At 72.8% G+C, this 15,716-nt stretch carries 12 protein-coding genes and 1 pseudogene; 8 read left to right on the top strand and 5 right to left on the bottom strand.

Annotated elements, in window-relative coordinates:
• Positions 1-57: 57 nt before the first annotated feature.
• The 4 genes from ABVB68_RS08120 to ABVB68_RS08105 form a co-directional block, all read right to left on the bottom strand.
• Entirely contained in the window at positions 58-999 is a 942-nt protein-coding gene (locus ABVB68_RS08120; RefSeq protein ID WP_353600198.1) for an ABC transporter substrate-binding protein, read from the bottom strand.
• Positions 996-1,667, bottom strand: coding sequence for an ABC transporter permease (locus ABVB68_RS08115; RefSeq protein WP_353600268.1), 672 nt, complete (start codon positions 1,665-1,667; stop codon positions 996-998). The genes ABVB68_RS08120 and ABVB68_RS08115 overlap by 4 nt, the downstream gene beginning before the upstream one ends.
• The gene (locus ABVB68_RS08110; RefSeq protein WP_353600197.1) at positions 1,664-2,344 is read right to left on the bottom strand and encodes an ABC transporter permease; all 681 of its coding nucleotides are present in this window, start codon (positions 2,342-2,344) and stop codon (positions 1,664-1,666) included. The genes ABVB68_RS08115 and ABVB68_RS08110 overlap by 4 nt, the downstream gene beginning before the upstream one ends.
• A 75-nt stretch (positions 2,345-2,419) precedes the next feature.
• Positions 2,420-2,992, bottom strand: a complete 573-nt coding sequence (locus tag ABVB68_RS08105) for a TetR/AcrR family transcriptional regulator (RefSeq protein ID WP_353600196.1) — start codon at positions 2,990-2,992, stop codon at positions 2,420-2,422.
• A 155-nt stretch (positions 2,993-3,147) separates the two neighbouring features.
• Here ABVB68_RS08105 and ABVB68_RS08100 point away from each other — a divergent pair, with 155 nt between their 5' ends.
• The 4 genes and pseudogenes from ABVB68_RS08100 to ABVB68_RS08085 all read left to right on the top strand — a co-directional run bounded on the left by ABVB68_RS08100 (position 3,148) and on the right by ABVB68_RS08085 (position 7,432).
• Entirely contained in the window at positions 3,148-4,005 is an 858-nt protein-coding gene (locus tag ABVB68_RS08100; RefSeq protein ID WP_353600195.1) for an AAA family ATPase, read from the top strand.
• Positions 4,002-5,354, top strand: a complete 1,353-nt coding sequence (locus ABVB68_RS08095; protein ID WP_353600194.1) for a vWA domain-containing protein — start codon at positions 4,002-4,004, stop codon at positions 5,352-5,354. The genes ABVB68_RS08100 and ABVB68_RS08095 overlap by 4 nt, the downstream gene beginning before the upstream one ends.
• A gap of 327 nt (positions 5,355-5,681) precedes the next feature.
• On the top strand, positions 5,682-6,299 hold the full coding sequence (locus ABVB68_RS08090; RefSeq protein WP_353600193.1) for a TIGR03086 family metal-binding protein: 618 nt from the start codon (positions 5,682-5,684) through the stop codon (positions 6,297-6,299).
• A gap of 157 nt (positions 6,300-6,456) precedes the next feature.
• A pseudogene (locus tag ABVB68_RS08085) lies at positions 6,457-7,432 on the top strand (IS5 family transposase).
• Positions 7,433-7,857: 425 nt separating this feature from the next.
• On the opposite strand, the gene ABVB68_RS08080 reads toward ABVB68_RS08085, so the two are convergent.
• The gene (locus tag ABVB68_RS08080; RefSeq protein ID WP_353600267.1) at positions 7,858-8,175 is read right to left on the bottom strand and encodes a phosphatase; all 318 of its coding nucleotides are present in this window, start codon (positions 8,173-8,175) and stop codon (positions 7,858-7,860) included.
• Between the two features lie 1,095 nt (positions 8,176-9,270).
• Here ABVB68_RS08080 and ABVB68_RS08075 point away from each other — a divergent pair.
• From ABVB68_RS08075 to ABVB68_RS08060, 4 genes are all read left to right on the top strand, one after another.
• Positions 9,271-9,951 carry an RNA polymerase sigma factor gene (locus ABVB68_RS08075; protein ID WP_353600192.1) on the top strand — a complete coding sequence of 227 codons (681 nt, stop codon included), beginning with the start codon at positions 9,271-9,273 and terminating at the stop codon, positions 9,949-9,951.
• The gene (locus ABVB68_RS08070) at positions 9,948-10,289 is read left to right on the top strand and encodes a hypothetical protein (RefSeq protein ID WP_353600191.1); all 342 of its coding nucleotides are present in this window, start codon (positions 9,948-9,950) and stop codon (positions 10,287-10,289) included. The genes ABVB68_RS08075 and ABVB68_RS08070 overlap by 4 nt, the downstream gene beginning before the upstream one ends.
• A gap of 570 nt (positions 10,290-10,859) precedes the next feature.
• Complete coding sequence (locus ABVB68_RS08065) at positions 10,860-15,104, top strand: bifunctional nitrate reductase/sulfite reductase flavoprotein subunit alpha (RefSeq protein ID WP_353600190.1); 4,245 nt, start codon at positions 10,860-10,862, stop codon at positions 15,102-15,104.
• Between the two features lie 291 nt (positions 15,105-15,395).
• Positions 15,396-15,686 carry a tetratricopeptide repeat protein gene (locus tag ABVB68_RS08060; RefSeq protein WP_353600266.1) on the top strand — a complete coding sequence of 97 codons (291 nt, stop codon included), beginning with the start codon at positions 15,396-15,398 and terminating at the stop codon, positions 15,684-15,686.
• The last annotated feature ends 30 nt before the right edge of the window (positions 15,687-15,716 follow it).

Below are 15,716 nucleotides of genomic sequence, written 5' to 3'. Positions count from 1 at the left end.
CCCCCTCCCCCCTGGGACACCGACTGTTTCGGCAGGCGCCCGTCCTGGGGGCCGGCGCTACCTCGACAAACCCTTGTCCTTCAGGTAGGTGCGGGCCACGTCGGCGGGCAGCCGGCGCCAGCTGTCGACCTGCCGGTCGAGGCCGGCCAGGTCGCCGGTGGTGAGGACCTCGTTGAGCTTGCCGAGCGCCTTGGTCACGCCGGGGGCGCCCGCGCGGGACCGGTTGACGACGGGGACCACGTAGTCGGCGTTCTGCAGGTGCTTGTCGTCCGCGAGCAGGACCAGCCCGAACTGGTCGAGCGTGGCGTCGGTGGTGGTGGTCAGCACCATCTGGTCCCGGCCGGCCTGCACGGCCCGCTTGGCCTGGGTGGTGCCGACACCTTTGGGGTCGACCGCGGTGATGTCGATGCCGTACACCTTCCTCAGGCCCGGCTCGCAGTACGGGCGTTGCACGCACTCGTCGCCGGCCGCGAGCCGTACCGGAAGCTTCGAGGCGCCGAGGTCGCTGAGGGTCCCGAGGTGGTGCCGCCGGGCGTAGGCCGCGCTCACCGCGAACGCGTTCTGGTCGACGGCCCGGCCCGGCGGGAGGACCGTCAGGCCGCGGGGGGCGGCGAGGGCGCGCAGGGCCTTCATCGTGGCGTCCAGGTCGGGCGAGCCGACCGGTCTCGCGCCGGCGCCGTGGGTCTTGGCGTTCAGCCAGTCGGCGAAGGTGGCCGCGTACTCGGGCACGACGTCGATCTGGCCGGACTCCAGCGCCGGTTCGTACAGTTCCCGGTTGGCGACCGTGAGGATGGACGTCTTGTAGCCGGCCCGGTCGAGCAGCTGGGCGTACATCTGGGCGAGCAGGTCGCTTTCGGTGAAGCCGGCCGAGCCGACGGTCAGGTGGCGGCTGTCCCCGGGCGGTGCGGTGACCTGACCGCGGTTCTCCAGGGCGGGGCCGCCGGAGCAGGCGGTGAGGGTGGCGAGGACGACGGCCGCCAGGGCGCTGCGGCGGTTCACCGGCCGCCCCTGGCCCACACCGGTGCCAGTCGCTCGGCGAGTTCGAAGACGCCCTCGACGCACAGCGCGAACACCGCGACGAGGACGGCGCCGGCGACCACCTGGGGTGTGCTGGCGAGGTTGAAGCCAGCCGTGATGATCCGGCCGAGGCCGCCGCCGCCCGCGAGCGCGGCGATGGTGGCGGTGGCGACGAGCTGGACGGCGGCGATGCGCACCCCGTTCATCACCATCGGGAGCGCGAGCGGCAGCTCCACGCGCAGCAGCATCTGCCGCCCGGTCATGCCCATGCCCCGGGCCGCCTGCACGATGCCGCGGTCGACCTCGCGCATGCCGACGTAGGCGTTGGTGAGCAGCGGCGGTACGGCGAACAGCACCAGGGCGACGACCGTGGGCCCCTCCCCCCACCTCCCGACCGGGGTGAGGAGCAGCAGCACCAGGACGGCGAAGGTGGGGACGGCGCGGCCGACGTTGGAGATGTTGACGGCGAGTGCGCCGCCCTTGCCGAGATGGCCGAGGACGAGGGCGACGGGCAGCGCGATCAGGCAGCTGATCACCAGGCAGACCACGGTGAGCAGCAGATGCTGCAGCAGCCGGTGCCGGACGCCGTCGTCGCCCGACCAGTGCGCGGGGTCGGTGAGCCAGTCCCAGGTGGCGGCGAGGGTGTTCATGCGCGGCTCGCCCTCGTCCAGGGGGTGATCAGCCACTGCACTCCCAGCAGAATCAGGTCGGCGGCGATCGCGATCAGGACGCACAGCACGGACGCGGTGAGCACCTGGGCCTTGAAGTAGGTGTTCATGCCGGCGTAGATGAGGTTGCCCAGGCCGCCGAAGCCGACGATCGCCCCGACCGTGACCAGGGAGACCGCCGAGACGGTCGCGATGCGCAGTCCGGCCATCGCGGCGGGCAGGGCCAGCGGCAGTTCGACGGCGAGGAGGAGGCGGACGGGGCCGTAGCCGAGGCCGCGCGCGGCCTGCCGGGTCTCCTCGGGGACGGCGCGCAGGCCGGCGAGGATGTTCCGGACCAGCAGGGTGAGGGAGTACAGCACGAGCCCGGCGACGACGAGGGTCGCCGACAGGCCGTAGAGGGGCAGGAGCAGGGAGAACATCGCCAGGGACGGGATGGTGTAGAGGATCGTCGTCACGGCGAGGACCGGGCCGGCCGCCCAGCCCCAGCGGCGCGCGAGCACCGCGAGCGGGAGGGCGATGACCAGGCCGACGAGGACCGACAGGGCGGTCAGCCGGACGTGCTGGACCACCGCGTCGAGCAGGATCTGGTGACGGGAGCTCAGGTAGGCGCCGCAGATCCACTCGTTGCGCGCGAGGCAGTCGTCCGGGGGCGCGGTCACGGGTCCATTGCACCGGGCGGACGAGGGGGCGGCGCGTTGTGGTGACCCGTACGGGGCTGGGGGTGTGCGGGGGTGCTACTTCATGCCGGCCGCGTCCAGCAGGGTGGTCACCGTGGCCGTGGCGAGTCCGTCGTCCAGGTGTTCGACCCCGGCGCCGGCCCGGGCGCTGGCGCCGTCGAAGACGAGCAGCAGCTGGCGGGCGAGCAGCTCCGGGTCGCGGGCCCCGCCGCGTTCCGCCTCGGCGCGGAAGGCCTTCGCCAGGCCTTCCTTGACCGCCCGGGCGATCGCGTTCGCCGGATGCCCGGGATCCTTCAGCTCGACCAGCGCGGCCAGATAGGGGCAGCCGTGGAAACCGGCGTCCGCGGAGTCCTTCTCCAGCCGGGCGAAGACGTACAGGATCCGCTCGCGCGGGGTGGCGGTCTCCGGCTCGGGGTGCGCGAGCCGGGCCTCGTACCCCGGGATCCGCCGCTCCAGGCTGGCGGCGAGCATCTCGTCCTTGCCCGAGAAGAGCTGGTACATCGACCGCTTGGAGACCCCCGCCTCCCGGCACAGCGCCTCGATGCCGACGGAGACCCCGTCACGGTAGGAGAGCCGCGCCGTCGCGTCGAGCAGCCGGTCGCGTGGGGACGCCTTGGGTGTGGAGGCCATGGGCCGAGGTTACCGCGTGCCCGGACGAGAAGAAACCGATCGGTGTATAGGTCCGGGCGCCCTGCCGCGTCCGCCGGAACCACGTGACACGGCAGGTGAACAAGCGCTTAGATAGTCGTCGGAAGTCCTGTTCCCCGACCCCGCCGGAGGCCCCGTTGTTCACGTCCGTCGACGACGTCTCCGCCCGCCTCGCCGAGACCGGCTACCTCGCCTCGCCCGCCGTCGCCACGACGGTCTTCCTCGCCGCCCGGCTGGGCAAGCCGCTGCTGGTGGAGGGCCCCGCCGGCGTGGGCAAGACCGAGCTGGCCAAGGCCGTCGCCCAGGTGGCCGGAGCCCGGCTGGTCCGGCTCCAGTGCTACGAGGGCGTGGACGAGTCCCGAGCCCTCTACGAGTGGAACCACGCCAAGCAGCTGCTGCGGATCAGCGCGGGCCGCGACGAGGACTGGGACGAGACCCGCACCGACATCTTCAGCGAGGAGTTCCTGCTCCCCCGTCCGCTGCTCACCGCCATCCGCGGCGACGAGCCGACCGTGCTGCTGATCGACGAGACCGACAAGGCCGACGTCGAGATGGAGGGCCTGCTGCTGGAGGTGCTCAGCGACTTCCAGATCACGGTCCCGGAGCTGGGCACGGTCACCGCGACCCGGCGCCCCTTCGTCGTCCTCACCTCCAACGCCGGCCGTGAGCTGTCCGAGGCGCTGCGCCGCCGCTGCCTGTTCCTGCACATCGGCTTCCCGGAGGAGGAGCTGGAGCGGCGGATCGTACGGCTGAAGGTGCCCGGCCTCGGCGAGGCGCTGACCGAGTCGGTGGTGCGGGTCGTCGGGGCACTGCGCGCGATGGACCTGCGCAAGGCGCCGTCCGTCGCCGAGACCGTCGACTGGGCGCGCACCCTGCTGGCGCTGGGCGCGGACACCCTGGACGAGACGGTCGTACGGGACAGCCTCGGGGTGATCCTCAAGCATCAGGACGACATCCAGAAGGCGGCCGCGAAGCTCGACCTGGACGCGCTGTGACCGATGCCGCCGAGCGGATCACCGGCCTGGTCGGGGCGCTGCGCGCGCACGGGGTGCGGATCGGCACCGGGGAGAGCGTGGACGCGGCCCACGCGGCGGAGGCGCTCGGGTTCGCCGACCGGGAGCGGCTGCGCGAGGGGCTGGCCGCGACGCTGCTGCACGGCCCCGGCCAGCGGGCGGTGTTCGACCCGGTCTTCGACCTGTACTTCCCGAGCGGGATCGGCGGCCCGGACGGCGGTCCCGCGGACCGCGAGGCCCTGCGCGACCGGCTGACCGCGGCACTGGCGGCCGACGACCGCGCACTGCTGGCCCGACTGGCGGCGGAGGCGGTCGACGGCCTCGGCGGATACGGGAGCACACCCGGCTCCGACGGCTGGTCGGCGTACCAGACCCTCGACCGGCTGCGCCCGCAGACCCTGCTGGCCCGCGTGCGGGCCGACGTCCGGGGCCGGGACGGGAGCGGCGCCGGCTTCGCGGACCGGCTACTGGACGACGAGATCAGGGGCCGGATCGAGGAGTTCCGGCGGATGGTCGGGGCGGAGGCGCGGCGCCGGGTCGCAGAGCGGCGCGGACGGGAGGAGATCGCCCGGCGGGGCGTACGCCCGACCGCCGACCGCGTGGACTTCCTGCTCGCGGGCCGGGACCAGCTGGCCGAGCTGCGCAGGGCGGTCCAGCCGCTCGCGCGCAAGCTGGCCACCCGGCTGGCCGCCCGCCGGCGGCGAGCCGCGCGCGGCACGATCGATCTGCGCCGCACCCTGCGCTCCTCGCTGTCCACGGGCGGGGTGCCGATGCGGCCGGTGCTGCGCAGACGCCGCCCGGTCCGCCCCGAACTCGTGCTGCTGTGCGACGTCTCCGGCTCGGTGTCGGGCTTCTCCGACTTCACCATGCTGCTGGTGCAGGCGCTGCACGACCAGTTCGGCAAGGTCCGCGTGTTCGCCTTCGTCAACCGGCTCGACGAGGTGACCGGCCTGCTCGACCACGGCCGCGCCGACCCCGACGGGCTCAGCGCCCGCATCCGCGCCCAGGCCACGCTCACCGGCTGGCACGGCAGCAGCGACTACGGGGTGGCGCTGGGCGAGTTCGCCGAGCGCTACGGCGACGCGGTCGGGCCGCGCACGACGGTGTTCGTCCTCGGGGACGCCCGGACGAACATGAGCGACCCGAACCTGGCCGCCGTACGCGAGATCGCCGGGCGTGCCCGCCGCGTGTACTGGCTGAATCCCGAGCCGCGCTCCCAGTGGGGCACCGGCGACTCCGCCGCGCCCTCCTACGCCGGGATCGTCGAGATGCACGAGTGCCGCACGGCCCGCCAACTGAGCGCACTGATCGCCCGGCTGCTGCCGGTGTGAGGCGGGGCGAGCGGACGTGGCGGGCCGAACGCGCGACCTTGCCGGGCGGTGGGCGAGTTCAACGGGGCGGCGGACGTGGCGGGCCCACCACGCGACCTGGTGCTCTGGCCTCATAGGTTCCGGGACGGTGGTCGTGGCGGTTGGACGGGCGGTGAGGTCCGTTCCGACTGCTGGAGGAAGACGGCCACCACCCGCCCCACCAAGCTCGGCCGGCCTTCCAGGTGGCGGTGCCCTGGTAGGCGCCGAGGTGGCGGGTGTACCGAGAGCTCCACCTTGACGTCCGATACCCGCCGGACCCGGCTGCCCGCGGCGAGCATGCTGGGTCACATGGTCAACGCGTTTGAGGGGCTCATCGATCGGTTTCTCGGGTCCAGCGCCGAGTTCGAACAGAAGCTGCGAGCAGTGCGATCCGAGCAGTGGTCCTGGCCAACTCCCTGCACCGAGTGGAACGTGCGGCAGTTGGTCAACCACATGACTCGCGGAAACCTCAACTACGTGAGTCTGCTGCATGGCGGCAGCGCCGCCGATTTCCTGCGGCTGCGGGACGCCGACGCGCTGGGCACGGACCCGGTTGGCGCGTACGCCCTGTCCGTACGAGAGTGTGCCCAAGCGTTCGGGGAGACCGGTGCTCTTCAGCGGGTTCTGGACTATCCCTTGGGCCCGGTGTCCGGCCGGCAGGCACTTGCCCTGAGAGTCACGGACAGCGCTGTCCACACCTGGGATCTCGCACGGGCTCTCCACCTGGACGACACCATCGATGGCAGCCTCGTGGCGTGGATCGAAGAACATCTTGACGACATCTACGCCGGGTTGCCGGAAACGCCCACCGCTGTAGAGACAACTCATCGGTTCTTTGCCGCTCCCGACGGCGTGCTCGCTGACAACTCCTCCCCACAAATGCGACTGCTGCACCGAATGGGGAGGACGCCGGCACGAGGTCACTGAGCCCGTGTGGTTACGAGCCTCCTGAGGCGCGGCCGACAATACTCGCCGTGTGATCAAGAACCCTGGTGAACCTCCCCGGCCACAGCACTAGGGCCTGTGTGAGGTTGTGATCAGTTGCTGGGCTCTGCCCCCTTCGCGGGGTGGAACCCGGTAGGAATTGGTCGGGAGGCGCAGGCAACTCACCGACGTGCAGTGGAAGTCATCGAGCCGTATCTGCCGATTGGCAGCTACGGCCCGTACCCCGAACAACTGCGGGAGCAGTTCGAGGGGGTGGTCTGGCGGTTCCGGTCCAGTGCTCAGTGGCGGGAGATGCCTGCCCAGTTCGGCCCCTGGGCCACCGTCTACGGGCGCTTCCGGGTCTGGCGGGACGCCCGTGTCTTCCCTGCTCTGCTGGAAGGCGTGATCGCCGAGGCCGCAGGCACGGGGATAACGGACTTATCGCTGATCAGCATGGATTCCACCACCGCTCGCGCCCATCACGACGCTGCTGGGATGCGGATCGACAAGGACCTCATGGACGCCCTGGAAGAAGCTGCGCTTGAGCAGGAGGAAGCCCGGGCGGGCCGGAGGAACAGAACGGACAGGCCGAGCGTCGGCGCATCCGCCGCCGGCGCGGGCTCCGACTGAAGGAAGCCCTGCTCGGCAGGTCCCGTGGCGGACTCACCAGCGAAATCCATCTCGCCTCGGATCGCAGATGCCGCCCGCTGGCGTTGGTCCTGACCGTCGGCCAGGCCGCGGACAGCCCGCAATTCATCCCCGTGCTCAGCAAGGTACGGGTTCGTCTGCCCGTCGGCCGCCCCCGCACCCGTCCCCGCGCGGTCGCCGCGGACAAGGCCTACTCATCCCGCGGAAACCGCGCCTACCCGCGCAAACGCAACATCAAGGCAGTCATCCCGGAGAAGAAGGACCAAGCCGCCAACCGCAAGAAGAAGGGCACCGGAGGCGGCCGACCCGTCAGCTACGACGCCGACCTCTACAAGGAACGGAACACCGTCGAGCGCCTGATCAACAAGCTAAAGGCCTGGCGAGGGATCGCCACTCGATACGACAAGTCGCCCGAAAGCTACCTCGCCGGCCTCCATCTCCGCGCCGCAATGATCTGGATCGACGACCTCCTGAAGGTCGCCGACTGATCACAACCTCGCAGTTCCTAGCCGTCGCTCCGAGTCGGCTCACCTCCGAGGGGGGCTGGTGCCGTAACCGACACGGTCGGCGCGGAAGGAGCTTCCGTCGTGAGCTTGTCTTGTTGCGGGCCGACCAACAGGTAAAACGCTGCGAGTGCTCCGCATCCGACGAGGATGGCCGCTCCGATTCGTTCGTTGCGGTAGGCCGCGAATGCTGCGACGCTGACCAGAGATAGGGCCACAATGGCCATGAGGGGCATGTGTGTCCTTTCGTTCACACCCGGCCGTCGTGTCCCGCCAAGTTCCCGACGGCCGGGCGTACCTGTGTCGCCGGTCCACACTGTCACCGGCCTCTTGCTACGGGTGGTTTGCCACTCTTCGGCGCGAAGTCCGAGTCTGCGATGAGGTGGCTCTCTCCGTTGCGTTTCCGCAGGTCATTTGCGCTGCATGCTGACTCCCCAATGTAGGGATGGGCGATGCGAGTGGGGAAGAGGTACACCCATCGGCCGCCTACTGTGACAGACAGCTCGATTGAGTACGTAGCGGGTAAGCGGCCGGTAGTAATCAGACCGCACAGCGTCGCCAAGTGGAACGACGACGGACGTGGGCCCTCTGTACCCCCAGCAGGAGCGCAGGGCCGTCCGCATCGGCCAGGCTGACGGCACCGAATGCCAGCCGACCTGCGCCGCAGACCTACCGTGGTCCCCGACCACCAGCTCCGGGAGCGCCCCGCCGGCCCCGGCGGCGGCCAGAACGGTCCGAACCGGCAGGGGGAGTGCGTGTGTGCGCCGGACTCACGCCTGAGGCGGCACGCCCGGTTCCCGCACAGGCGCGACTCTCGTACGCAGTCAAGGTTGTGCGTGCGTAGACCGAACCGGGTCGTTATGTCGACAGGGATGCCCTACGCGGGCGTGAGGACGGTACATCCCGTTGATCACGACATCACACAGGCCCTAGTCGACCCTTGGGCGCGTTCAACGGACCGGCGGACGTGGCCGGCCGAACACGCCACCATGCCGACCGGTGGGCGAGTTCAACGGGCCGGCGGACGTGGTCCGTGCCGGCGCCCGGTGGGCCGGCGGCGCGCACTGATCCCGTGACCCGCCCTCCCCCGGTGGGCGGTCTTTCCGGAGCCCGCCCTCCCACGGCGGGCGGGCTCTCCGGAGTGGTGCGGAAAATTCCTCGGACGTCACCCGCAACCCCGGCCGGGGTCGGACGTCTGTCGGGGGGGAGGCCTCCACCCCGACCGGATGTCCAACGCTCACGACCGAAGGAACACATGTCCGCACACCGCGTCCCCCGCCCGATCCGTGCCCGCAGGCTGCGCGCCGCTCTGGGGGCTTCCGCCGTAGGCGCGGCGCTGGCCGTCGCCGGCACCATGACCGCCCAGGCCGCCCAGGGCGAACACCGCGCCCCGGCCCACTCCGGCACCACCGCGGCCCCCGCCCCGGCCCCTGCGAAGGACCGCGCGACGCCGTCCCCGGCCCCGGCAGGCGAGCACGCCACCCCCTCCCCGGCGCCGGCAGGCGAGCACGCCACCCCGTCCCCGGTCCCGGCGGACGGCCACGCCGCCCCGTCGCCGGTGCCCTCCCCCGTGCGCAGTACCGTCCCGAGGCCGGCGCCCCCGAAGGGCACCCCCTCGCCCGTGCCGGCCCCGTCCCGATCGGCCGACCCGAGCCCCGTACCCGTACCGTCCGTCCCGGCCTCCGGGCACCGGGCCGCCCCGGCGCCCGTACCGCATCACCGCCACGCCGCCCCGGCGCCGGTTCCGCAGCACCACTGAGGCACGGCCGGGTGCGGGGGAGCCGTCGCGCGGCGGCTCCCCCGCACCCGGCCCCGGGAGATCCATGACGACAGCCACACCGCCGGTGTCCGGCCCGCCCTGGCACCGGTCCCTCACCCCGCGACGCCCCCTGCCCTGGCGGAGGTTCACGCGGATGCTGCGGGCGCGGATGCCCGCCCGGGCCCGCACGGGCACGACAGCGGCGGCGCCGGGCGACGGGTTCGGTACCGGCGCACACCCCCTCGCCGGGACCGAAGCACCGGCGGGCATCGAGGAGTTGTACCACCACCGCCGGCTCTCCCTGGTGCGCCTGGCGGTGCTGCTGGTGGACGACCTGCCCACGGCGGAGGACGTCGTACAGGACGCGTTCACCGCGCTGTTCCGCCGGCACGGGCACCGGCTCGGCTCCCTGGACGACCCGGAGGCGTATCTGCGCACCAGTGTGGTCAACGGGGCCCGCTCGGTGCTGCGCCGGCGCAGGACCGTACGGGCACACATCCCGCCGCCCGAGGGGCACGCGCCGGCCCCGGAGGAGGACGTGCTGCTCCACGAGGACCACCGGGAGGTGCTGGCGGCGCTGCGCACACTGACCCGGCGTCAGCGGGAGGTGCTGGTGCTGCGCTACTGGTCGCATCTGACCGAGGCCGAGATCGCGGCCACGCTGGGACTGTCGCGGGGTACCGTCAAGTCCACGGCCAGCCGGGCGCTGGACGCGCTGGGCCGGCGTCTGGAGGGGCTGCGATGAACGATCCCGGCACCGGGACCGTGCCCACACCGCTCGAGGAACGGCTGCGGGCCGCCCTGGCCGCGCGGGCGTACTCCGTCGGCCCGGCCGACCTGCGGCCCCTGCGTCCGCCCACCGGGGAGCTACGGCCCGCCCGGGTGCGGCTGCGCCGGGCCGTGGCGGGCGCGCTGGTGCTGGCCGCCGTGGCGGCGCTGGTGTTCTTCACCGTGCGCGGCGGACACACCGGCCCGGCCGAGCCGGCGCGCGCACCGCGCCCGGCGGTCCCCACGCCGTCGCCGGCCCCCCGTCAGGCCGGCCCGCTCACCCCAGAGCCGTCCCCCACGGCCGTCGGGCCGTAGGCCGGGCCCACGGCCGTCGGGCAGTCCGGCCGTAGGCCGGGCGATGGCCCGCGCCGGGACCCGCCCCCGCGTGCAACGCGTGTGGTGGCGGGTCCCGGCGCGGGCGGCACGGGACCGACGCGTCTGGCGGTGCGCCCGGTGCGGACCGCACGCAACCAACACGTCAGGTGGCGCACCCGGTGCGGGCCACACGGGACCAACACGTCAGGCGGCGCACCCGGTGCGGACCGCACGCAACCAACGCCTCTAGTGGCGCACCCGGTGCGGACCGCACGAGACCAACACGTCTGGTGGCGCACCCGGTGCGGGCCACACGGGACCTGGTCGCCCGTCCTCCCGGGGGAGGGCCGAAGCGCATCCGTGTCGCCTTCAGCCGGACACCCTCGCCCCCCGGTCGCCCGGCGCCCCGCCTCACAGGGCCTGCCGGTGGCGCGTGCGGGGCGCGTAACGACACCCGCGCCCGGGGTGTGACGAGCCGGAAATTCGCTCTTCCTACGGTACTGGCCCTGGGGCTCCCGCCGGCGGCGAGAGCCCCCCGGCCGGGAACACACACACGCGGGGTGGCATTCAGTGACAGCTGGCTCGAAGGACGGCGGTGTCCGCACTGTCTGCTCGTACTGCGGGGTCGGCTGCGGCATCGTGCTCGACGTCAGGCGGGACGCCGGGGACGGCCGGCGCCGTGCCGTGAAGGCGTCCGGGGACCGGGCGCACCCCGCCAACTCCGGCCGCCTCTGCACCAAGGGGGCCACCAGCGCGGACATGATGGCGGCGCCCGGCCGCATGCACACGGCGCTGGTGCGTGCCGAACGGGGCGCCGAGCCGGCGGAGACCGACGTGGACGCGGCGATCACGGCCGTCGCCGCCCGGCTGCGCGCGATCCTGGACGAGCACGGGCCGGACGCCCTGTCCTTCTACGTCTCGGGGCAGATGTCCCTGGAGGCGCAGTACCTGGCGAACAAGCTGGCGAAGGGCTTCGTGCGCACCAACCAGATCGAGTCCAACTCGCGGCTGTGCATGGCGTCGGCGGGCTCTGGCTACAAGCTGTCGCTGGGGGCCGACGGCCCGCCCGGCTCGTACCAGGACTTCGATCACGCGGACGTGTTCCTCGTCATCGGCGCCAACATGGCCGACTGCCACCCGATCCTGTTCCTGCGCATGATGGACCGGGTCAGGTCGGCGGGCGCCCGGCTCATCGTCGTCGACCCGCGCCGCACCGCCACCGCCGCCAAGGCCGACCTCTTCCTGCAGATCAGGCCCGGCACCGACCTCGCTCTGCTGAACGGCCTGCTGCACCTGCTGGTGGCGGACGGGCACACGGACGAGGAGTTCATCGCCGAGTTCACCGAGGGCTGGGACGAGATGCCCGCCTTCCTCGCGGAGTATCCGCCCGAGAAGGTCGCGGAGGTCACCGGCATCCCGGAGGACGACATCCGGCGGGCCGCACGGTGGATCGGCGAGGCCGGCGCGTGGATGAGCTGCTGGACCATGGGCCTGAACCAGTCCACCCACGGCACCTGGAACACCAACGCCCTGGTCGACCTGCACCTGGCCACCGGTGCCATCTGCCGCCCGGGATCCGGTCCCTTCTCGCTGACCGGCCAGCCCAACGCCATGGGCGGCCGCGAGATGGGCTACCTGGGTCCCGGCCTGCCCGGACAGCGCTCCGTCCTGGTCGACGCCGAACGCGCCTTCGTCGAGCACCTGTGGAACATCCCCGAGGGCTCGCTGCGTACCGAGGTCGGGCACGGGACGGTCGAGATGTTCGAGCGGATGGCCGCCGGTCACATCAAGGCGTGCTGGATCATCTGCACCAATCCGGTCGCCTCGGTCGCCAACCGCGAGAACGTCGTCGCCGGCCTGCGGGCCGCCGAACTCGTCGTCACGCAGGACGTGTTCGCCGAGACCGAGACCAACGCGTACGCCGACGTCTCGCTGCCCGCGACGCTGTGGGCGGAGTCCGACGGGGTCCTGGTCAACTCCGAGCGCACGCTCACCCTGGTCCGGGGAGTCGTCGATCCGCCCGGGCAGGCGCTGCCCGACTGGCGGTTGATCGCCCGGGTCGCCTGCGAGATGGGCTTCGCCGAGGCGTTCACGTACGCCTCGGCCGAGGAGGTGTTCGAGGAGCTCAGGCAGGCGTGGAACCCCACGACGGGCTGGGACCTGCGCGGCGTCACCTACGAGCGCCTGCGCACCACGCCCGTCCAGTGGCCGGCGCCCACCGCCGGCGGCCCGGACCGCAACCCGATCCGCTACCTCAACGACGGCGTGAGCCAGAGGCTCCTGGAACGCGAGGACGGCACCCGCCCCCGCCTGGCCTTCCCCACCCCGAGCGGACGCGCACGGTTCTTCGCCCGGCCGTACCTGCCGCCGGCCGAACTCCCCGACGACGACCACCCCTTCGTCCTCAACACCGGCCGCGTGCAGCACCAGTGGCACACGATGACCCGGACCGGCAAGGTCGCGCGGCTCACCAGGCTCGACCCCGGCCCGTTCGTGGAGGTCCACCCCGAGGACGCCGACGCGCTCGGGATCACGGAGGGCGACCAGGTGGAGATCGCCTCCCGGCGCGGGCGCGCCGTACTGCCCGCCGTGGTCACCGACCGGGTGCGGCCGGGCACCTGCTTCGCGCCGTTCCACTGGAACGACCTGTTCGGAGAGCACCTCAGCATCAACGCCGTCACCCACGACGCCGTCGACCCGGTCTCCTTCCAGCCCGGTTTCAAGGCCTGCGCCGTCGCCCTCACCAGGACGGCCGCCGCCGCGGACCGGCCGGGCGGCCGGCCGCGAGCCCGCGGACCACTCGTGGCCGACCCGGCCCCGGCCGGCGCCGCCCCCGCCCCGGCCGACTCCCCCGTCCACGCCCTCGCCACGCTGTTCGGCATCACAGGCCCCGCCGCCGCGCCCCTGGCCGAGCCGGAACGCCGCTACCTGTCCGGCTTCCTCTCCGGCCTCGCCCTCGCCCCGCCCGGTGGACGCGTACCCGTCCTGCCGCCGGGCGCGCCCCTCAGCCCCGGCACCGCCCTGTGGGTCGACGGCGTCCTCGCCGGCATCTACTCCCGCACCCCCGCCGCGCCCGCCGCCGCGCCCGCCGCCGAGCCCGCGCGTACCGGCCCGCCGGCGGCCGGCACCCCGGTACCGGCCCGCCGCCTGGTCGTCCTGTGGGCCTCCCAGACAGGATGCGCCGAGGAGTTCGCCGGCACCGCCGCCGCGCGCCTCACCGCGTCCGGCCGTCCCGCGGAGCTGCTGGCCATGGCCGACGTCTCCCCGGCGCACCTCACCCCGGACACCGACGTGCTGCTCGTCACGAGCACGTTCGGCGACGGCGACGCCCCCGACAACGGCGCCGGTTTCTGGCAGGCGCTGTCCGCCCCGGACGCCGGCCGGCTGGAGACGGTCCGGTACGCGGTCCTCGGGTTCGGCGACTCCGCCTACGACGACTTCTGCGGCCACGGTCGCCGCCTCGACGAACGCCTCGAAGCGCTCGGCGCGACCCGGCTCCTTCCCCGCACCGACTGCGAGCCCGACTTCGAGGAGGCCGCGGAGCAGTGGCTCGACCGGGTCGTCACCGCCCTGGCCACCGCCGGCGACCGGCAGCCGGTGCCCGCCGGGCCGAGCGCCCCGGCCCCCGGCACAGCCGCCGCGGTCACACCGGCCGTCAGCTCGCCGCCGGCGCCCGCGCCGGTGGGCTACACCAGGGCATCCCCTTTCGCCACCCTGCTCATCGGCAACAGGCTGCTGAGTCTGCCCGGCTCACGGAAGGAGGTACGGCAGTTCGCCTTCGACACGCGCGACGGCGAACTCTCCTACGACGCCGGGGACGCGCTCGGCGTCTGGCCGGCCAACGGCGCCCCGCTCGTCGCCGAATGGCTCGCCCTCACCGGCGCCGACCCCGAGGACACCGTCCGCCTCGGCGACGGCGCGCCCCTCCCCTTCGAGGAAGCGCTGCGCACCCGCCTGGACATCTCCCGCATCACCACCGGCCTGCTGAGGTTCCTCGCGGATCGCACGGGCGACCACGACCTGAAGCGACTGCTGCGCTCCGACAAATCCGACAACAAGGACGCGCTCGCGCAGTGGAGCTGGGGCCGGCAGGCCGCCGACGTCATCGCCGAATTCCCGGTCCGTGCGCCGGCGGCGGAGTGGGCGGGCGTCCTCAAACCCCTTCAGCCCCGCCTGTACTCCATATCCTCCAGCCCGCTCGCCCACCCCGGCGAGGTCCGCCTCACGGTCTCCGTCGTCCGCTACACCAATGGCCTCGGCCGGGACCGCAAGGGCGTGTGCTCCAGCTATCTCGCCGACTGCGCGGACGACGGCCCAGTCCAGGTCTTCGTCCGGCGCTCACCGCACTTCCGCCCGCCCGCCGACCCCGCCACCCCCATGATCATGGTCGGCCCCGGAACCGGTGTCGCGCCCTTCATCGGGTTCCTCGAGGACCGCCTGGCCCGCGGCCACACCGGCCCCAACTGGCTCTTCTTCGGCGAACAGCGCAGGGCCACCGACTTCTACCACCGCGAGGACCTGGAGGCGCACCGGGCGGCGGGCCACCTCGACCGGCTCGACCTCGCCTTCTCCCGTGACCAGCGCAACAAGGTCTACGTGCAGGACCGCATGCGCGAACACGGTTCCCGCCTGTGGCGGTGGCTCCAGGACGGGGCCCACCTCTACGTCTGCGGCGACGCGGCCCGCATGGCCAAGGACGTCGACCGGGCCCTGAGGGACATCACCGCCACACACGGCGGCATGGGCGCCGAAGAGGCCGGCGCCTACGTCAGGCAGCTGGCCGCGGACCAGCGCTACGTCCGCGACGTCTACTGACGGCACCGCTCCGAGACGCGCACGGCCGTCACCCCCGTCACGGGGGGTGACGGCCATGCCGAGCGAGGTGCCGTACGCGCCGCCGTGGCCGTGCCCGACCTCGATGCCGCGCTCGGCCGGCTTGCTCGTGGGCCGGGCCGTACACCCTAAGCGGTCACCGGCACCCAGGTAGTGGAATATTGAACAACTGCGTTCCGTTGTGCCCGCCGAAGGAGGTCACAGGTGGAGACGCAAGGGCAGATCTCGTACTACGACCACGGAACACCCGCCGAGCGCTGGGAGCGCGCGCGGATGTTCTTCGACGCGAAGGACTACGCGGCGGCGGCGCGCGTGCTGGCCGGGCTGGTCGAGGAGGTGCCGGACCAGACCGGTCCCCGGCTGCTGCTGACCCGCGCCTACTACCACTCGGCCCAACTGCGCCGTGCCGAGGCCCAGTTGCGGATCATCGTGGAGCGTGACCCGGTGGAGCACTACGCCCGGTTGATGCTGGGCCGCACCCTCCAGCGGCAGGCCCGGCACGAGGAGGCGGAACGGCATCTGCGGCTCGCCTCGGCACTCGCGGGTGACTTCCCGCAGGAGTGAGCCGTAGGCCGTGAGAACCCGTAGACGGTG

Source organism: Streptomyces sp. NPDC096012 (assembly GCF_040426375.1).
In the GTDB taxonomy this organism is placed as follows: Bacteria; Actinomycetota; Actinomycetes; order Streptomycetales; family Streptomycetaceae; genus Streptomyces.
The sequence above is the reverse complement of the archived record's forward strand: the minus strand, read 5'-3'. Positions and strand labels throughout refer to the sequence as shown.

Bases quoted from the DNA above. Each gene is read 5' to 3' on its own strand.
- ABVB68_RS08115 (WP_353600268.1), bottom strand. From the start codon at position 1,667: ATGAACACCCTCGCCGCCACCTGGGACTGGCTCACCGACCCCGCGCAC.
- ABVB68_RS08105 (WP_353600196.1), bottom strand. From the start codon at position 2,992: ATGGCCTCCACACCCAAGGCGTCCCCACGCGACCGGCTGCTCGACGCG.
- ABVB68_RS08090 (WP_353600193.1), top strand. From the start codon at position 5,682: ATGGTCAACGCGTTTGAGGGGCTCATCGATCGGTTTCTCGGGTCCAGC.
- ABVB68_RS08075 (WP_353600192.1), top strand. From the start codon at position 9,271: ATGACGACAGCCACACCGCCGGTGTCCGGCCCGCCCTGGCACCGGTCC.
- ABVB68_RS08070 (WP_353600191.1), top strand. From the start codon at position 9,948: ATGAACGATCCCGGCACCGGGACCGTGCCCACACCGCTCGAGGAACGG.
- ABVB68_RS08060 (WP_353600266.1), top strand. From the start codon at position 15,396: ATGTTCTTCGACGCGAAGGACTACGCGGCGGCGGCGCGCGTGCTGGCC.